Raw genomic sequence first — 15,680 nt, forward strand, 5'->3', positions numbered from 1 at the left:
AAAGGTGCAGCCATGCCCGCTATCCGAATTGGCATCAACCCGATTTCCTGGAGCAACGACGACCTGCCGTCCCTCGGCGGTGAAACACCGCTGAGCACCGCCCTCAGCGAAGGCAAGGCCATCGGTTATGAAGGCTTCGAACTCAACGGCAAGTTTCCCAAGGACGCCAAAGGCGTTGGCGACGTGCTGCGCCCGTATGACCTGGCGCTGGTGTCCGGCTGGTATTCCAGTCGCCTCGCACGTCGTTCGGTGGCCGAGGAAATCGACGCGATTGCCAGCCATGTCGAGCTGCTGGCGAAGAACGGCGCGAACGTGCTGGTTTACGGTGAGGTGGCCGACTCGATTCAGGGCCAGCGAATTCCCTTGGTCGAGCGCCCGCGTTTTCACACCGAACAGGCGTGGCAACAATACGCCGACAAGCTGACCGAACTGGCGCGCTTCACCCTGTCACAAGGCGTGCGTCTGGCGTATCACCACCATATGGGCGCCTACGTCGAATCCCTGTCGGACATCGATACCCTGATGGCGCTGACCGGCAATGAAGTCGGGCTGCTGTTCGATTCGGGCCATTGCTACATGGGCGGGGGTGAACCCTTGCAGGTGCTGCGCAAGCACCTGTCGCGCATCTGCCACGTGCACTTCAAGGATGTGCGCAAACCGGTGGTGCAACTGGCGCGTAACAACCTGTGGAGCTTCCCCGACTGTATCATCAACGGCACCTTCACCGTGCCGGGGGATGGTGACATCGACTTCGCCGAACTGCTGGACGTGCTGCTGGCGGCCGATTACCACGGCTGGCTGGTGGTCGAGGCCGAGCAGGATCCGGCAGTGGCGCCGAGTTATGTCTACGCAAAAAAAGGCTTCGACACCTTGCGCGCGTTGCTCGACGAGAGGACTGCACGATGAGCCTGCTGGTCAAAAGCAATGCCCGTGGCCGGACCATGGTCGAGCTGGCTGAAGGTGAACTGCAATACGTCGGTTTTGCCGCCTATCGGTTGAGCCTGGGTGAAACCTTGCCTGTTGCCGCAGGCGACAAGGAGCTGTGCCTGGTGCTGCTCAGCGGCCGGATCGGCATCCACGGCGAAGCACCGGGGCAGGGCGCCTTCAACTGGGACAACCTCGGTGATCGCCAGTCGGTGTTCGAAGACAAATCCCCGTTCGCCGCGTACCTGCCACCCGGCAGTCAGGCGCAGGTGGTGGCATTGAGTGATGCGCAAGTGGCGGTTTGTGCCGCTCCCGGCTCGAGCACTACGGATCTCGGCCCGCGCCTGATCAGGCCTGAAGCCATGAAGCGCAGCGTGCGCGGCAAGGGCGCCAACACCCGCTATGTCTGCGACATTCTGCCGGACAGCGAACCGGCCCATTCGCTGCTGGTGGTGGAAGTGCGCACGCCGTCGGGGCACTCCTCGAGCTACCCGCCGCACAAGCACGACACCGACGACCTGCCGCACCAGAGCTTTCTCGAAGAAACCTACTACCACCAGATCAACCCGCCCCAGGGCTTCGTGTTCCAGCGGGTCTACACCGACGACCGCAGCATCGATCAGGCCATGGCCGTGGAAAACAGCGACCTCGTCGTCGTGCCCAAGGGCTATCACCCGGTCAGCGTGCCGTATGGCTACGAGTCCTACTACCTGAACGTGATGGCCGGGCCGAAACGCGTCTGGCAGTTCCATAACGACCCGCAGCACAGCTGGCTGCTGGATCTCTGAATTCCAACTTTCGCACGGAGAACAAGAACAATGAGCGACGCCCCGGTCATAGGCCACTACCTCGACGGTCAGGTGCAGGACAGCGGTAGCGAACGATTCAGCGATGTCTTCAATCCGGCCACCGGCGGCGTTCAGGCGCGGGTCGGGCTGGCCAGCCAGAAGACCGTGGACGCTGCCGTCGCTTCGGCGCTGAAGGCCTTTCCGGCCTGGTCCGAGCAATCGTCCCTGCGCCGTTCGCGGGTGATGTTCAAGTTCAAGGAATTGCTCGATCGTCACCACGACGAACTCGCCGAAATCATCAGCCGGGAACACGGCAAGGTGTTTTCCGACGCCAAGGGCGAAGTCACCCGAGGCATTGAAATCGTCGAGTACGCCTGCGGTGCACCGAACCTGTTGAAGACCGAGTTCAGCGACAACATCGGCGGCGGTATCGACAACTGGAACCTGCGTCAGCCGCTCGGCGTCTGCGCCGGGGTCACGCCGTTCAACTTCCCGGTGATGGTGCCGCTGTGGATGATTCCGCTGGCGCTGGTCACCGGCAACTGCTTCATCCTCAAACCGTCCGAGCGCGACCCGTCCGCCAGTTTGCTGATGGCTCGCCTGTTGACCGAAGCCGGTTTGCCGGACGGTGTGTTCAACGTGGTCCAGGGCGACAAAACAGCGGTCGACGCATTGCTGCAGCACCCGGACATCGAGGCGATTTCGTTTGTCGGTTCGACGCCGATTGCCGAATACATCCACCAACAGGCCACCGCGCGCGGCAAGCGGGTGCAGGCGCTGGGCGGCGCGAAGAATCACATGATCGTCATGCCCGACGCGGATCTGGATCAGGCGGCGGATGCCTTGATCGGCGCCGCTTACGGATCGGCCGGTGAGCGCTGCATGGCGATTTCGATTGCGGTCGCGGTGGGCGAAGTCGGCGATCAACTGATCGCCAAACTGCTGCCGCGCATCGATCAGTTGAAAGTCGGCAACGGTCTGCAAGGCGACAACGACATGGGCCCGCTGGTCACCGCCGAACACAAGGCCAGGGTGGAAGGCTTTATCGATCAGGGCGTGGCCCAGGGCGCGCAGCTGATTGTCGACGGCCGTCACTTCAAGGTGCCGGGGGCCGAGACGGGCTTTTTCGTCGGCGCGACGCTGTTCGATCACGTCACCACCGACATGAGCATCTATCAGCAGGAAATCTTCGGCCCGGTGCTGGGCATCGTTCGCGTGCCGGATTTCGCCAGTGCCGTGGCGCTGATCAACGCCCATGAATTCGGCAATGGCGTGTCGTGCTTCACCAGCGATGGCGGGATCGCCCGCGCCTTCGCCCGCAGCATCAAGGTCGGGATGGTCGGCATCAACGTGCCGATTCCGGTGCCCATGGCCTGGCATTCGTTCGGTGGCTGGAAGCGCTCGCTGTTCGGCGATCACCATGCCTACGGAGAAGAAGGCATTCGTTTCTACAGCCGTTACAAAAGCGTGATGCAGCGCTGGCCCGACAGCATTGCCAAGGGGCCGGAATTCAGCATGCCGACGGCCAAATAATTCCTCTGCGCGGAGAACAACAAGAATGAGTACTCCCCTGCGTTTTGCCCTCAACCGAATGGTCGCTCCACGTTTGTCCCTGCTGGCGTTCATCGAATTGGCGGTGACCCTCAAGGCCGACGCCATCGAGATCCGCAACGACCTCAAAGGCATCGAGATCGAGGACGGCACCGCACCCGAACACGTGCGTGAGTTGTGCACGGCCCACGGCATCAGCGTGCTGTCGATCAACGCGCTGTATCCGTTCGACGTTTGGAATGACGAGCGCCGCGCGCAGGCCTTGAAGCTGGCTGCCTATGCCCGCGATTGTGGTGCGCGGGGGCTGGTGATGTGCCCGTTGAACGATCGCGCCGATCCGCGCAGCGTCGCCGAACGTGCGTCGGGCCTGCGCACCGCGTTGAGCGAGCTGGCGCCGATCCTGCGCGATCATGGCCTGCTGGGTTTCATCGAGCCGCTGGGTTTCAAAGCCTGCTCGCTGCGTCGCAAACGCACGGCGGTGGAGGCGATCAGGGCGGGCGGCGGGCTGGATGTGTTCCGTCTGGTGCATGACACCTTTCACCACCACCTGGGCGGTGAGCAAGAGTTTTTCCCTGAGCTGACCGGGCTGGTGCACATCTCCGGTGTCGAGGAGACCGAGGCGCCGCTGGCGACCCTTGGCGATGGTCACCGGGTGCTGGTGGGCGCGGACGACATTCTCGGCAACGCGGCACAAATCAACAGCCTGCTCGCTGGCGGCTACAGCGGCTATCTGTCGTTTGAGCCGTTTGCCGACAGCGTCCATGGCCTGGCGGATATTCAGACGGCGATCGGCGCGAGCATGGACCACCTGAGCCAATCCCTGAGTTGACAGTGCCCCTCGCAGGGATCGGATCTGAATTTGAAAGGTGCGGTTATGACCACAACAAGACTGACCATGGCCCAGGCCCTGGTGAAATTCCTCGATAACCAGTACATCGAGGTCGATGGCGTTCAGAGCAAGTTCGTCGCCGGGATCTTTACCATTTTCGGCCACGGCAACGTGCTGGGTCTGGGGCAGGCGCTGGAGCAGGACAGCGGTGACCTGATCGTCCATCAGGGCCGCAACGAACAAGGCATGGCCCATGCGGCGATCGGTTTCGCCAAGCAGCATCTGCGACGCAAGATCTACGCCTGCACCTCGTCCGTGGGGCCGGGCGCGGCGAACATGCTGACCGCTGCCGCCACCGCGACCGCCAACCGGATTCCCTTGCTGTTGTTGCCGGGTGACGTCTATGCCTGCCGTCAACCGGATCCGGTGTTACAACAGATCGAACAGTTCCACGACCTGAGCATCAGTACCAACGATGCGTTCAAGGCCGTGAGCAAATACTGGGATCGCATCAACCGCCCCGAGCAATTGATGACTGCGGCGATCCACGCCATGCGCGTGCTCACGGATCCCGCCGAAACCGGCGCCGTGACCCTGGCCCTGCCGCAGGATGTGCAGGCCGAAGCCTACGACTATCCCGATTACTTCCTGCAAAAACGCGTGCACCGGATCGAGCGTCGTCCGGCCACTGAAGCGATGCTCGGCGATGCCTTGGCGTTGTTCAAAGGCAAACGCAAACCGCTGATCATCTGTGGTGGCGGCGTCAAATACTCGGGTGCCAACGCGGCGTTCCAGGCGTTTGCCGAGCGCTTCGATATTCCCTTCGCCGAAACCCAGGCCGGCAAAAGCGCGGTGGTGTCCAGCCATCCGCTGAACATCGGTGGCATTGGCGAAACCGGTTGCCTGGCGGCGAACCTGCTGGCGAAAGAGGCGGATCTGATCATTGGGGTTGGCACCCGCTACAGCGATTTCACCACCGCGTCGAAATCCTTGTTCCAGCACCCTGACGTGCAATTTCTCAACCTCAATATCAGCCCCTGCGATGCCCTGAAACTCGACGGCGTGCAACTGTTGGCGGACGCCCGAACAGGTTTGTCGGCGCTGGCCGGAGCGTTGGGGGACTACCGTTCCGGCTGGGGCGACCAGCCCCGTCAGGCCCGGGCGCAACTGGACGAGGAAGTGGATCGCCTTTATCAGATCGACTACCAGGCTCGGGACTTCGTCCCGGAAATCAACGACCATCTCGATCCGGCGGTGTTGCGCGAATTCATCGAGCTGACCGGTTCCTGCCTGACCCAGAGCCGTGTGCTCGGCGTGCTCAATGAAACCCTTGCCGATGACGCGGTCATCGTCGCCGCTGCCGGCAGCCTGCCCGGTGACTTGCAGCGCAGCTGGCGTAGCAAGGGGGTGAACACTTATCACGTCGAATACGGATATTCGTGCATGGGCTATGAGGTGAACGCCGCGCTGGGCGTGAAGCTCGCCGAGCCCGAGCACGAGGTTTATGCGCTGGTGGGCGACGGCTCTTACATGATGCTGCACTCGGAGCTTGCCACCTCGATCCAGGAGCGGCGCAAGATCAACGTGGTGCTGTTCGACAACATGACCTTCGGTTGCATCAACAATCTGCAGATGGGCAACGGCATGGACAGCTTTGCCACCGAGTTCCGTTTCCGCAACCCGCAGAGCGGCAAGCTCGACGGTGCTTTCGTGCCGGTGGATTTCGCCATGAGCGCGGCGGCCTACGGCTGCAAGACCTACAAGGTGAACACCGTTGAAGAGTTGCAGGCGGCGCTGGCCGATGCGCGCTTGCAGACGGTCTCGACCCTGATCGACATCAAGGTTCTGCCCAAGACCATGATTCACGGTTACCTGTCGTGGTGGCGGGTCGGCGTGGCGCAAGTCTCCACCAGCGCCCGCACCGATGCGGTGGCCAAAACCCTGAACGAACGACTGGCCAAGGCCCGTCAGTACTGATTGCTCTGAATCGAACAACTACAAGGAATCCTTTTATGTCATTGCTTTCCCAAGCGTTGCGGCTAGGCGTCATCGGCACCGGGGCTATCGGTCAGGATCACATCCGTCGTTGCAGCCAGACCTTGCTCAACAGTCAGGTCGTCGCGGTTACCGACATCAATTTGCAGCAGGCGGCCAAGGTCGTGGCTGACCTGAATCTGACCGCCGAGGTCTATCCCGACGGCCACGCGCTGATCCAGGCGCCGGACGTCGAGGCGATCCTCGTCACCTCCTGGGGCCCGAGCCACGAAGAGTTTGTGCTGGCCGCGATTGCGGCGGGCAAACCGGTGTTCTGCGAGAAACCGTTGGCGGTGACCGCCGAAGGCTGCCGCAAGATCGTCGAGGCCGAAGTGGCCCACGGCAAACGGCTGGTGCAGGTCGGTTTCATGCGTCCGTACGATGAAGGTTATCGCGCGCTGAAGTCGGTGATCGACAGTGGCCAGATCGGCGAGCCTTTGATGCTGCATTGCGCGCACCGCAACCCGAGCGTGGGCGAAAACTACAAGACCGACATGGCAATCACCGACACATTGATCCATGAACTGGACGTGCTGCGCTGGTTGCTCGACGACGATTACGTCTCGGTGCAGGTGGTGTTCCCGCGCAAGAGCAGCAAAGCCCTCGCGCATTTGAAAGATCCGCAGATCGTGCTGCTGGAAACCGCAAAGGGCACACGGATCGACGTGGAGGTTTTCGTCAATTGCCAGTACGGCTATGACATCCAGTGCGAAGTGGTGGGGGAGACCGGCATCGCCAAATTGCCGGAGCCGTCTCAGGTGCAATTGCGCAGCGGGGCCAAGCTGTCCAACGCGATTCTGATGGACTGGAAGGATCGCTTTATCGCGGCCTATGACGTCGAGTTGCAGGCGTTCATCGATGGCGTGCGGGCAGGGCAGGTCGGCGGGCCGTCGGCGTGGGACGGCTTCGCCGCCGCTGTTGCCGCCGATGCGTGCATCGAAGCGCAGCACAGCGGGGCGATCGTCAACGTCGCACTGCCTGATCGCCCGAGGTTCTACGGCTAACCCTGCTCCCACAACCACGGCGATTTCCCGTAACGCGGTGACATAACAATAAGAAGGAGCTCAGACATGCGCATCGGACTTGTCGGTTACGGCCACGGCGGCCGGTTTTTTCATGCTCCGCTGATCAGCAGCCTGCCGGCGGCGACGTTTGTCGGCGTGGTCACTCGTTCAGCGGAGCGCCGACAGTTGCTGGCGGCGGAGCATCCGGGTGTGCCGGCCTTCGACAGCATCGGCCACTTGGTGGAAGCCGGGATCGATGTGCTGGTGGTATCGACGCCCCTCAAGGGGCGGCCGGCACTGGTGCTCGACGGCATCGAACACGGCGTGGCGGTAGTCAGCGACAAGCCGTTCGCCGCCGACTGGCAGCAGGCGCAAACCCTGATCACCATGGCTGAGCGCCAGAATGTGCGGCTCAGCGTCTATCAGAACCGGCGCTGGGACTCAGACTTTCTAACCGTGCGCAAACTCATCGAATCCGGCGCGCTGGGCCAGGTCAGCCGTTTCGAGTCGCGGATCGAGCGTTACTCGCCGTCATCGGTTCACAACAGCAGCGGCGGTGGTTTCCTGCGCGATCTGGGCAGTCATCTGGTCGATCAGGCGTTGTTGCTGTTCGGCCCGGTGACACGGGTCTACGCCGAACTGGACTACCTGGAAAAAGACCAGACCTTCGATCACGGCTTCTTCATGTCCCTGACCCACGTCAACGGCGTGACCTCGCACCTGGGCGGCAGTTGCCTGCAGAACAGCCCCGGCCCGCGCTTTCGGGTGAGCGGTACGCTGGGTTGTTACAGCGTCGAGGGGCTGGACGGGCAGGAGGCCCAGGCGCTGGCCGGGCTTTCGCCGAAGACCGAAGGCGAGCGCTGGGGCGTCGAGGAGCACCGACGTTGGGGCTGGTTCGAACACGGAGAAGAGCGCGAACGGGTTCCGTCCGAGCGCGGCTGCTGGAGTCAGTTCTATTTGCAGCTACAAATCGCGTTGCAAAACGGTGGCCCACTGCCCGTGGATGCCCGCGATGCACTGGCGACAACCCGCGTGCTAGACGCTGCGCGACTGAGTTCCAAACGTCATCAGGTAGTGGAGCTGAGCGAGTTCGCAAGCCATGGAATAAAATCACAATAAAATTCTAAAACAGGTTGATATAGAAAATAATTTCCAATAGAGTCGATTTCAGCTTCTCTGTCTCGCCATACGTTCCAACGCCTCGACTGCTTGTCCGCTTACTGAAATCGTCACGCCTCATCCATAAAACCAACAAGAATGTGGAGAAAGACTTTTCATGAAGACCAAGACCCGTTTTGCCTCACTGGCCTTGTCCCTGATGTTTGCCAGCGGCGCTGTGCTGGCCGATATGAAGATCGGCGTCAGCATGTCCCAGTTCGATGACACCTGGCTGACCTACCTGCGTGAATCCATGGACAAGAAAGCCAAGTCCTATCCCGACGGCGTCAAGCTGCAGTTCGAAGACGCCCGCAGCGACGTGGTCAAGCAACTGAGCCAGGTCGAAAGCTTCATCAGCCAGAAGGTCGACGCCATCGTGGTCAATCCAGTGGATACCGCCGCCACCAAGAAGATTACTGAGGCGGCAGTGAAGGCCGGCATTCCACTGGTCTATGTCAACCGCCGCCCCGATGACCTGAACCTGCCTAAAGGCGTCGTGACCGTCGCCTCCAACGACCTGGAGGCCGGCGAGATGCAGATGCAGTACCTGGCCGACAAGATGGGCGGCAAGGGCAACATCGTGATCTTGCTGGGTGACCTCGCGAACAACTCCACCACTAACCGCACCAAGGGCGTCAAAGAGGTGCTGGCCAAATACCCGGACATCAAGGTCGAGCAGGAGCAGAGCGGCGTCTGGCTGCGGGACAAGGGCATGACCCTGGTCAACGACTGGCTGACACAGGGCCGCAAATTCGACGCGGTCGTCTCCAACAACGACGAAATGGCCATCGGTGCCGCGATGGCGCTGCAACAGGCCGGCGTCGCCAAAGGCAGCGTGCTGATTGCGGGTGTCGACGGCACGCCGGACGGCTTGAACGCCGTGAAGAAGGGCTCGCTGGCCGCTTCCGTGTTCCAGGACGCCAAGGGCCAGGCCGACGGTTCCATCGATACCGCGGTGAGAATGGCGAAGAACGAGCCGGTCGAGCCGGCCGTCTGGGTGCCGTTCCGCCTGATCACGCCGCAAAACGTTGACCAGTTCAAATAGTCCGTCCGTTCAATAACAACAATAAGCCCGCAAGGTGGCGATCGCGACCTTGCCGATGGAGTACCTGATCATGTTCGCTTCAGCGACTGCTTCGAGCACCCCTTTGACGGGGAGCCCGCCCACTGCAATACCTGTCGAAGAGCCGTACCTGCTGGAGATCCTCAACGTCAGCAAGGGTTTCCCCGGTGTGGTGGCGTTGTCCGATGTGCAACTGCGGGTACGCCCCGGTTCTGTGCTGGCGCTCATGGGCGAGAATGGCGCGGGCAAATCCACCCTGATGAAAATCATCGCCGGCATCTATCAGCCAGACGCCGGCGAACTGCGCCTGCGGGGCAAACCGGTGGTGTTCGAAACGCCACTGGCGGCGCTTCAGGCCGGGATAGCAATGATTCATCAGGAACTCAACCTGATGCCGCACATGAGCATCGCCGAAAACATCTGGATCGGCCGCGAGCAGCTCAACGGCTTTCACATGATCGACCATCGGGAAATGCACCGCTGCACGGCGAAACTGCTGGAGCGCCTGCGGATCAACCTTGATCCCGAAGAGCTGGTCGGCAATCTGAGTATTGCCGAGCGGCAGATGGTCGAGATCGCCAAAGCCGTGTCCTACGACTCCGACATCCTGATCATGGACGAACCGACGTCGGCCATCACCGACAAGGAAGTCGGCCACCTGTTCTCGATCATTGCCGACCTGAAACGTCAGGGCAAAGGCATTATCTACATCACCCACAAAATGAACGAAGTGTTCGCGATCGCCGATGAAGTGGCGGTGTTCCGTGACGGTGCCTACATCGGGCTGCAGCGAGCCGATTCCATGGACAGCGACAGCCTGATTTCGATGATGGTCGGTCGCGAATTGAGCCAGTTGTTTCCGGTGCGTGAAAAGCCGATTGGCGATCTGTTGCTGTCGGTGCGCGACCTCAGGCTCGACGGTATTTTCAAGGGTGTTTCCTTCGACCTGCATGCCGGGGAAATCCTGGGCATCGCCGGCTTGATGGGCTCCGGCCGGACCAACGTGGCTGAGGCGATCTTCGGCATCACGCCCAGCGACGGTGGCGAGATCCGTCTCGATGGCGAGGTGGTGCGCATCCGCGATCCGCACATGGCGATCGAGAAGGGCTTCGCACTGTTGACCGAGGATCGCAAGCTCAGTGGTCTGTTCCCGTGCCTCTCGGTGCTGGAGAACATGGAAATGGCCGTCCTGCCGCACTACGCCGGCCACGGTTTCATCCAGCAAAAAGCCTTGCGCGCCTTGTGCGAAGACATGTGCAAGAAGCTGCGGGTGAAAACACCGTCGCTGGAGCAGTGCATCGACACCTTGTCGGGTGGCAATCAGCAGAAAGCCTTGCTGGCGCGCTGGTTGATGACCAACCCGCGAATCCTGATTCTCGACGAGCCGACCCGCGGCATCGACGTCGGCGCCAAGGCCGAGATTTACCGGCTCATCGCCTACCTCGCCAGCGAAGGCATGGCGGTGATCATGATTTCTTCGGAGCTGCCGGAAGTGCTCGGCATGAGCGACCGGGTGATGGTCATGCACGAGGGCGACCTGATGGGCACCCTCGACCGCAGCGAGGCGACTCAGGAGCGGGTGATGCAACTGGCTTCGGGCCTGTCCTCGGTTCATTAACGGATACCGCTGGTGGCCGAGGCCGCCATCGATGATGCGATAGAAAGGTGAGTGGTTATGAACGCGATACTGGAAAACAAACCGGCCACGGCACCGGTCAAGAGTCGCCGGCGCTTTCCGACGGAACTGAGCATTTTCCTGGTGCTGATCGGCATTGGCCTGGTGTTCGAACTGTTCGGCTGGATCGTGCGCGACCAGAGCTTTCTGATGAACTCCCAGCGGCTGGTGTTGATGATCCTGCAAGTGTCGATCATCGGCCTGCTGGCGATTGGCGTGACCCAGGTGATCATCACCACCGGTATCGACCTGTCGTCGGGTTCGGTACTCGCGTTGTCGGCGATGATCGCGGCCAGTCTGGCGCAGACTTCGGATTTCGCTCGGGCAGTGTTTCCGTCACTGACCGATTTGCCGGTCTGGATTCCCGTGATTGCCGGGCTTGGTGTCGGGCTGCTGGCGGGGGCGATCAACGGCAGCATCATCGCCATCACGGGGATTCCACCGTTCATTGCCACACTGGGGATGATGGTTTCAGCCCGTGGTCTGGCGCGTTATTACACCGAAGGCCAGCCGGTGAGCATGCTCTCGGATTCCTACACGGCCATCGGCCACGGCGCGATGCCGGTGATCATTTTTCTGGTGGTGGCGGTGATCTTCCACATCGCGCTGCGCTACACCAAATACGGCAAATACACCTACGCCATCGGCGGCAACATGCAGGCGGCGCGCACGTCCGGTATCAACGTCAAACGCCATCTGGTCATCGTCTACAGTATCGCCGGGTTGCTGGCGGGGCTGGCAGGCGTGGTGGCTTCGGCCCGCGCCGCTACCGGTCAGGCCGGGATGGGCATGTCTTATGAGCTGGATGCGATTGCCGCCGCGGTCATCGGTGGTACCAGTCTGGCGGGTGGGGTGGGGCGCATCACTGGCACGGTGATTGGCGCTCTGATTCTGGGGGTGATGGCCAGCGGGTTCACGTTTGTCGGGGTCGATGCCTACATTCAGGACATCATCAAGGGGCTGATCATCGTGGTTGCCGTGGTGATCGACCAATACCGCAACAAGCGCAAGCTCAAACGCTGAAGTTCATCGTCCTGGCTTGGTAACGCGGGATGAACGTCACACAGTAAAGCCGATCGGAAAGATCGGCTTTTTTGTTCCTGCGAAAAGACTGCTGAGGCGGCCAAGCCGTTCAGGGTTTCTTTTCTTGCATCCCATCCTTTGAGCCGCTGGACGTTTGCGCATCCTTATCTGTTTCGTGGGTCTCTGCACCGGAGTTTGACCCCGAGGCTTCTTCACCCTTTTTGTCGGCCCTGTCTTCCTTGGATTCGGTGCCTCCCTGGTTGACTCCGGGAATACCGGTAGGCGGGACGCTGCTTCCCGCCATCGCAAGCGGTGCAGTGGCGGATAAAAGACTTCCAAGCATGAGGGCTGCAATGGTTCTGTTCATCGTCGGGGCTTGCGCGTCAGGTGTATTGACGTTGGAAAATCAGAAGCGAAACAAAGTGCCGGGCGGCTGACGGGCGGGAGAGCTGGGAGACGGGTGGCTGTGTAGTCGAGCAGCTTTATAGAGAGCCTTCGGCCGAACATGGCTGCAACAGGCGGCAAATTGCTGGCCCCCGAATGTTTGAAGTCCCGGCAAACTCGCCTTTTTTCAAAAGGTTAGGTGGGCTATATGCGGACGATTGTCATCACCGTAGCAACGCTTTCCCTCGCTCTGTTCGCGGTGCAGGCCCAGGCCAGGGAACTGAGCAAGAGCCATCGTTTTGCGTGCACTTGGGGCTCGGACATCGCTGCCGGCGCGCAACAGTCGAAGTTGTCAGGGATTTCCCTGTACGGCGCCCGCAAGCGCTTGCAGGTACGTAAATTTCAGCAGCCGTGGATGCGCATGACCGCGATGGGCATCACGGAGCAAACCTATAACAGTACCTCGCGTCTCAAGCCCGCAGCCGTCAAGCAGACCTATTACGAACAATGCGTGAGACATGAACTGGCTCAGCGATAAAAGTGAAGCCCAACCTCAAGAGGTTGGGCTTTTTATTGTCTTGCGCAAACGCAGCGCTATTTGTCGCTTTCGCAATTGACCATCCATGACACGCCAAAACGATCCACCAGCATGCCGAAGCGTGCGGCCCAGAAGGTGGATTCCAGCGGCATGTCGACACGACCGTCCCTGGCCAGGGCGTTAAACACCCGTTCGGCCTCGGCGATGCTGTCGACATTCAGGGAGATCGAGCAGCCGCTCATGCCTGGGGTCGGGCGGTCGGGTGTGGTGTCCGAAGCCATGAGCATCTGATCGCCGACTTTCAGGCAGGTGTGGATGATCAGGTTGTGGTGCTCTTTGGGGACATGTTCGGCGGCTGGGGTTTCGCCGAAGGTCATCATCGCTTCGAGCTTGCCTTGCAGGCATTGCTCGTAAAACGTGAAGGCTGCGCGGCAGTCGCCGTTGAAGATCAGGTACGGGTTGATTTTCATGGTGGTGCTCCCGAATAGGCAGTGGAACGCTGCGCGGCCGGGTGTGCCGAAGCAGCGTCATGGATTGACTCCATCCAGCAAAGCGTTAGAACGCCGGATTGCCAGCCGATGCTGCAAGAATTTCCTTTCGGGGTGACCGATGGTCTGTGGGGAGGGATGTCAGGAGTCTCGCGGGTTTTTCTGTACCGTAGCGCCCGCCACCCGGGCGGCAGGTCGGGTTTGCATCAGCGCATCGATCGCCTTGCGATAGTTCTGTCCGCCCAGCGCCATGCTGTTGTTGTGCGTTGCGCCGGGCACCAGCAGCAGGCGTTTCGGTTGCCGGGCGGCGGCGAACAGTTGCTCGCTGAAGCGCGACGGCACGAATGCGTCGGCCAGACCGTGCACCACCAGCAGCGGCATGTGGATCTCGGCAATCTTGTCGATGGAGTCGAACTTCTGCGACAACAGCCAGCGCACGGGAAGAGAGGTGTTGGCCACGGCAGCCGCCACATCCGCCAATGAGGTGAATGTGGATTCGATGACCAGTCCGCGCACCGGCAGAGGGGTGTGATTTCTGGCAGCATCGCGACCGAGTTCGGCAGCCAGGTCGATGGCGACCGCACCTCCCAGCGAATGTCCGTAAATCAGGCGTTTGTTCGGGTCGGGCTGCAACAGCTGGAAGCGTTCCCAGGCCACCCGCGCATCCTCGTACACCGTGCTTTCCGACGGCAGGTCGCCATGGCTCTGGCCGAAGCCGCGATAGTCGATGGCCAGCACCGAATAACCTGCCGCACGCAGTTGCTCGATACGGAACAGTTGCCCGGTGAGGTTCCAGCGCACGCCATGCAGATAAAGGATGGCCGGAGCATCGGCGCGCTCTGCCGGCCACCACCAGGCGTGAATGTTCTGCCCGGCCTTGAAGCTTTTCGGTTGCAGGTCGAGTTCCTGCACGCTGCCGGGCAATCCGTGATACCAGCCGGCCGTGCCCGGCTCGATGCGAAACAGCAGCTTGCGTTCGGTGTGTTCCAGCACGGCACAACTCGCCGGCACGCCGATAATCAGGGCGGCCATGCAGGCGAACGCCAGACGGCGGCGTCGAAGTCGGGTCATGAAGGCAAGGAACATTAAACGTTTCACCACGGCGCGGACAAAGAACGCTTTTTACCAGATGCCTTGACCTGCGCGTGACATTTTCGACCACCGCACGCCTGCAACGATTACAAAATGCTGCAGCGACTCAGTCGATCTTCAGCACGATCTTGCCGATGTGATCGCCCGCTTCCATGTGCGCATGGGCCTTGGCTGCGTCGGCGAGCGGGTAAACCTTGTCGATGATCGGCAGGCAGCGTCCGGCGGCCAGCACCGGCCAGACGTGTTCGCGCAATTGATCGGCGATGGCGGCTTTTTCCGCTGAGGTACGGGCGCGCAGGAGCGAACCGGTGACCACCGCACGCTTGCCGAGGATGGCCAGCAGATCGATGTCGTTGGCCCGCGCGCCGCCGAGGAAGCCGATCATTACCAACCGCCCATCCATCCCCAAGGCGCTGATGTTCCCGTTGAGGTACGAGCCGCCCATGATGTCGAGGATCACATTGACGCCCTGGCCGGCAGTTTGCTCGGCGATGACAGTCGCGAAATCCTGTTCCCGGTAGTTGATCGCTTCACCGCCCAGATTGCGGATCGCTGTGCATTTGTCGGCGCTGCCGGCGGTGGCGAAGGCTTCGATGCCAAACTCGCGGCACAGCATCAACGCGGTGGTGCCGATGCCGCTGGTGCCGCCGTGGATCAAGGCGCGCTGGCCACGGCTGGCGCCGCCGAGACCGAACAGGTTGGCCCACACGGTGAAAAAGGTTTCCGGAATGGCCGCTGCCTGGATCCAGTCCAGCCCATCGGGGATTGGCAAGACCTGGCCCGCCGGAACCGCGCAATATTCGGCGTAACCGCCGCCATTGGTCAGCGCGCACACCCGGTCACCCACCGCGAACGTGCTGACGCCATTGCCGACCGCCACGACTTCACCCGCCACTTCAAGGCCCGGGATCGGGTTCATGCCAGGCCTCATCGGGTACTTGCCGGCGCGTTGCAGGGCGTCCGGGCGATTGACGCCGGCGGCGTGCACGCGGATCAGTACTTCGCCTTCTGCGGCGACCGGCAGCGGGACGCGTCGGGATTGCAGAACCTCGGGCCCGCCAGGTTCGGTGATTTCCATTCGGGTCATATCAGTGGGCAACGTCATGTTCGATTCCTCTTGAAAAAGTGA

The 15,680-nt window shown here is 61.3% G+C and carries 15 protein-coding genes; 11 read left to right on the forward strand and 4 right to left on the reverse strand.

The genetic code is table 11. From position 1 onward, the window contains the following. The first annotated feature begins 12 nt into the window (after positions 1-12). From iolE to ACSPX5_RS05095, 10 genes are all read left to right on the forward strand, one after another. Entirely contained in the window at positions 13-906 is an 894-nt protein-coding gene (gene iolE, locus ACSPX5_RS05050; RefSeq protein WP_439821065.1) for a myo-inosose-2 dehydratase, read from the forward strand. After that, positions 903-1,712 carry a 5-deoxy-glucuronate isomerase gene (gene iolB, locus ACSPX5_RS05055; RefSeq protein WP_323160835.1) on the forward strand — a complete coding sequence of 270 codons (810 nt, stop codon included), beginning with the start codon at positions 903-905 and terminating at the stop codon, positions 1,710-1,712. The genes iolE and iolB overlap by 4 nt, the downstream gene beginning before the upstream one ends. A gap of 30 nt (positions 1,713-1,742) precedes the next feature. Continuing rightward, on the forward strand, positions 1,743-3,245 hold the full coding sequence (locus ACSPX5_RS05060; protein WP_439821066.1) for a CoA-acylating methylmalonate-semialdehyde dehydrogenase: 1,503 nt from the start codon (positions 1,743-1,745) through the stop codon (positions 3,243-3,245). Positions 3,246-3,270: 25 nt separating this feature from the next. After that, positions 3,271-4,092 carry a TIM barrel protein gene (locus ACSPX5_RS05065; protein WP_169429696.1) on the forward strand — a complete coding sequence of 274 codons (822 nt, stop codon included), beginning with the start codon at positions 3,271-3,273 and terminating at the stop codon, positions 4,090-4,092. 45 nt (positions 4,093-4,137) lie between these two features. Further along, a complete protein-coding gene (iolD, locus tag ACSPX5_RS05070; RefSeq protein WP_439821067.1) occupies positions 4,138-6,069 on the forward strand; it encodes a 3D-(3,5/4)-trihydroxycyclohexane-1,2-dione acylhydrolase (decyclizing) in 1,932 nt (643 codons plus the stop codon). A 35-nt stretch (positions 6,070-6,104) separates the two neighbouring features. Next, on the forward strand, positions 6,105-7,130 hold the full coding sequence (locus ACSPX5_RS05075; RefSeq protein ID WP_439821068.1) for a Gfo/Idh/MocA family protein: 1,026 nt from the start codon (positions 6,105-6,107) through the stop codon (positions 7,128-7,130). A 66-nt stretch (positions 7,131-7,196) separates the two neighbouring features. Beyond that, positions 7,197-8,249 carry a Gfo/Idh/MocA family protein gene (locus ACSPX5_RS05080; RefSeq protein ID WP_439821069.1) on the forward strand — a complete coding sequence of 351 codons (1,053 nt, stop codon included), beginning with the start codon at positions 7,197-7,199 and terminating at the stop codon, positions 8,247-8,249. Between the two features lie 157 nt (positions 8,250-8,406). Next, positions 8,407-9,333 carry a sugar ABC transporter substrate-binding protein gene (locus tag ACSPX5_RS05085; RefSeq protein ID WP_207864834.1) on the forward strand — a complete coding sequence of 309 codons (927 nt, stop codon included), beginning with the start codon at positions 8,407-8,409 and terminating at the stop codon, positions 9,331-9,333. Between the two features lie 70 nt (positions 9,334-9,403). Beyond that, the gene (locus ACSPX5_RS05090) at positions 9,404-10,969 is read left to right on the forward strand and encodes a sugar ABC transporter ATP-binding protein (RefSeq protein ID WP_439821070.1); all 1,566 of its coding nucleotides are present in this window, start codon (positions 9,404-9,406) and stop codon (positions 10,967-10,969) included. A 57-nt stretch (positions 10,970-11,026) separates the two neighbouring features. Then, the gene (locus ACSPX5_RS05095) at positions 11,027-12,049 is read left to right on the forward strand and encodes an ABC transporter permease (RefSeq protein ID WP_007956055.1); all 1,023 of its coding nucleotides are present in this window, start codon (positions 11,027-11,029) and stop codon (positions 12,047-12,049) included. A gap of 109 nt (positions 12,050-12,158) precedes the next feature. On the opposite strand, the gene ACSPX5_RS05100 is transcribed toward ACSPX5_RS05095, so the two are convergent. Continuing rightward, positions 12,159-12,416 (reverse strand): hypothetical protein, encoded by a 258-nt coding sequence (locus ACSPX5_RS05100; RefSeq protein WP_207864830.1) that lies wholly within the window; start codon positions 12,414-12,416, stop codon positions 12,159-12,161. Between the two features lie 225 nt (positions 12,417-12,641). On the opposite strand from ACSPX5_RS05100, the gene ACSPX5_RS05105 reads away from it, so the two are divergent. Then, positions 12,642-12,971, forward strand: coding sequence for a hypothetical protein (locus tag ACSPX5_RS05105; protein WP_169429703.1), 330 nt, complete (start codon positions 12,642-12,644; stop codon positions 12,969-12,971). Between the two features lie 56 nt (positions 12,972-13,027). Here the strand turns inward: ACSPX5_RS05105 and ACSPX5_RS05110 are convergent, their stop codons facing one another. The 3 genes from ACSPX5_RS05110 to ACSPX5_RS05120 form a co-directional block, all read right to left on the reverse strand. Then, positions 13,028-13,441: a VOC family protein gene (locus tag ACSPX5_RS05110; RefSeq protein WP_169429704.1), complete on the reverse strand. Its 414-nt coding sequence runs from the start codon at positions 13,439-13,441 to the stop codon at positions 13,028-13,030. 159 nt (positions 13,442-13,600) lie between these two features. Then, positions 13,601-14,545 carry an alpha/beta hydrolase gene (locus ACSPX5_RS05115; RefSeq protein WP_169429705.1) on the reverse strand — a complete coding sequence of 315 codons (945 nt, stop codon included), beginning with the start codon at positions 14,543-14,545 and terminating at the stop codon, positions 13,601-13,603. A 112-nt stretch (positions 14,546-14,657) separates the two neighbouring features. Then, positions 14,658-15,656 (reverse strand): NAD(P)H-quinone oxidoreductase, encoded by a 999-nt coding sequence (locus tag ACSPX5_RS05120; protein WP_169429706.1) that lies wholly within the window; start codon positions 15,654-15,656, stop codon positions 14,658-14,660. Between the last annotated feature and the right edge of the window lie 24 nt (positions 15,657-15,680).

It is taken from the genome of Pseudomonas sp. HLG18, assembly GCF_051903985.1.
Classification (GTDB): Bacteria; Pseudomonadota; Gammaproteobacteria; order Pseudomonadales; family Pseudomonadaceae; genus Aquipseudomonas; species Aquipseudomonas fluorescens_BT.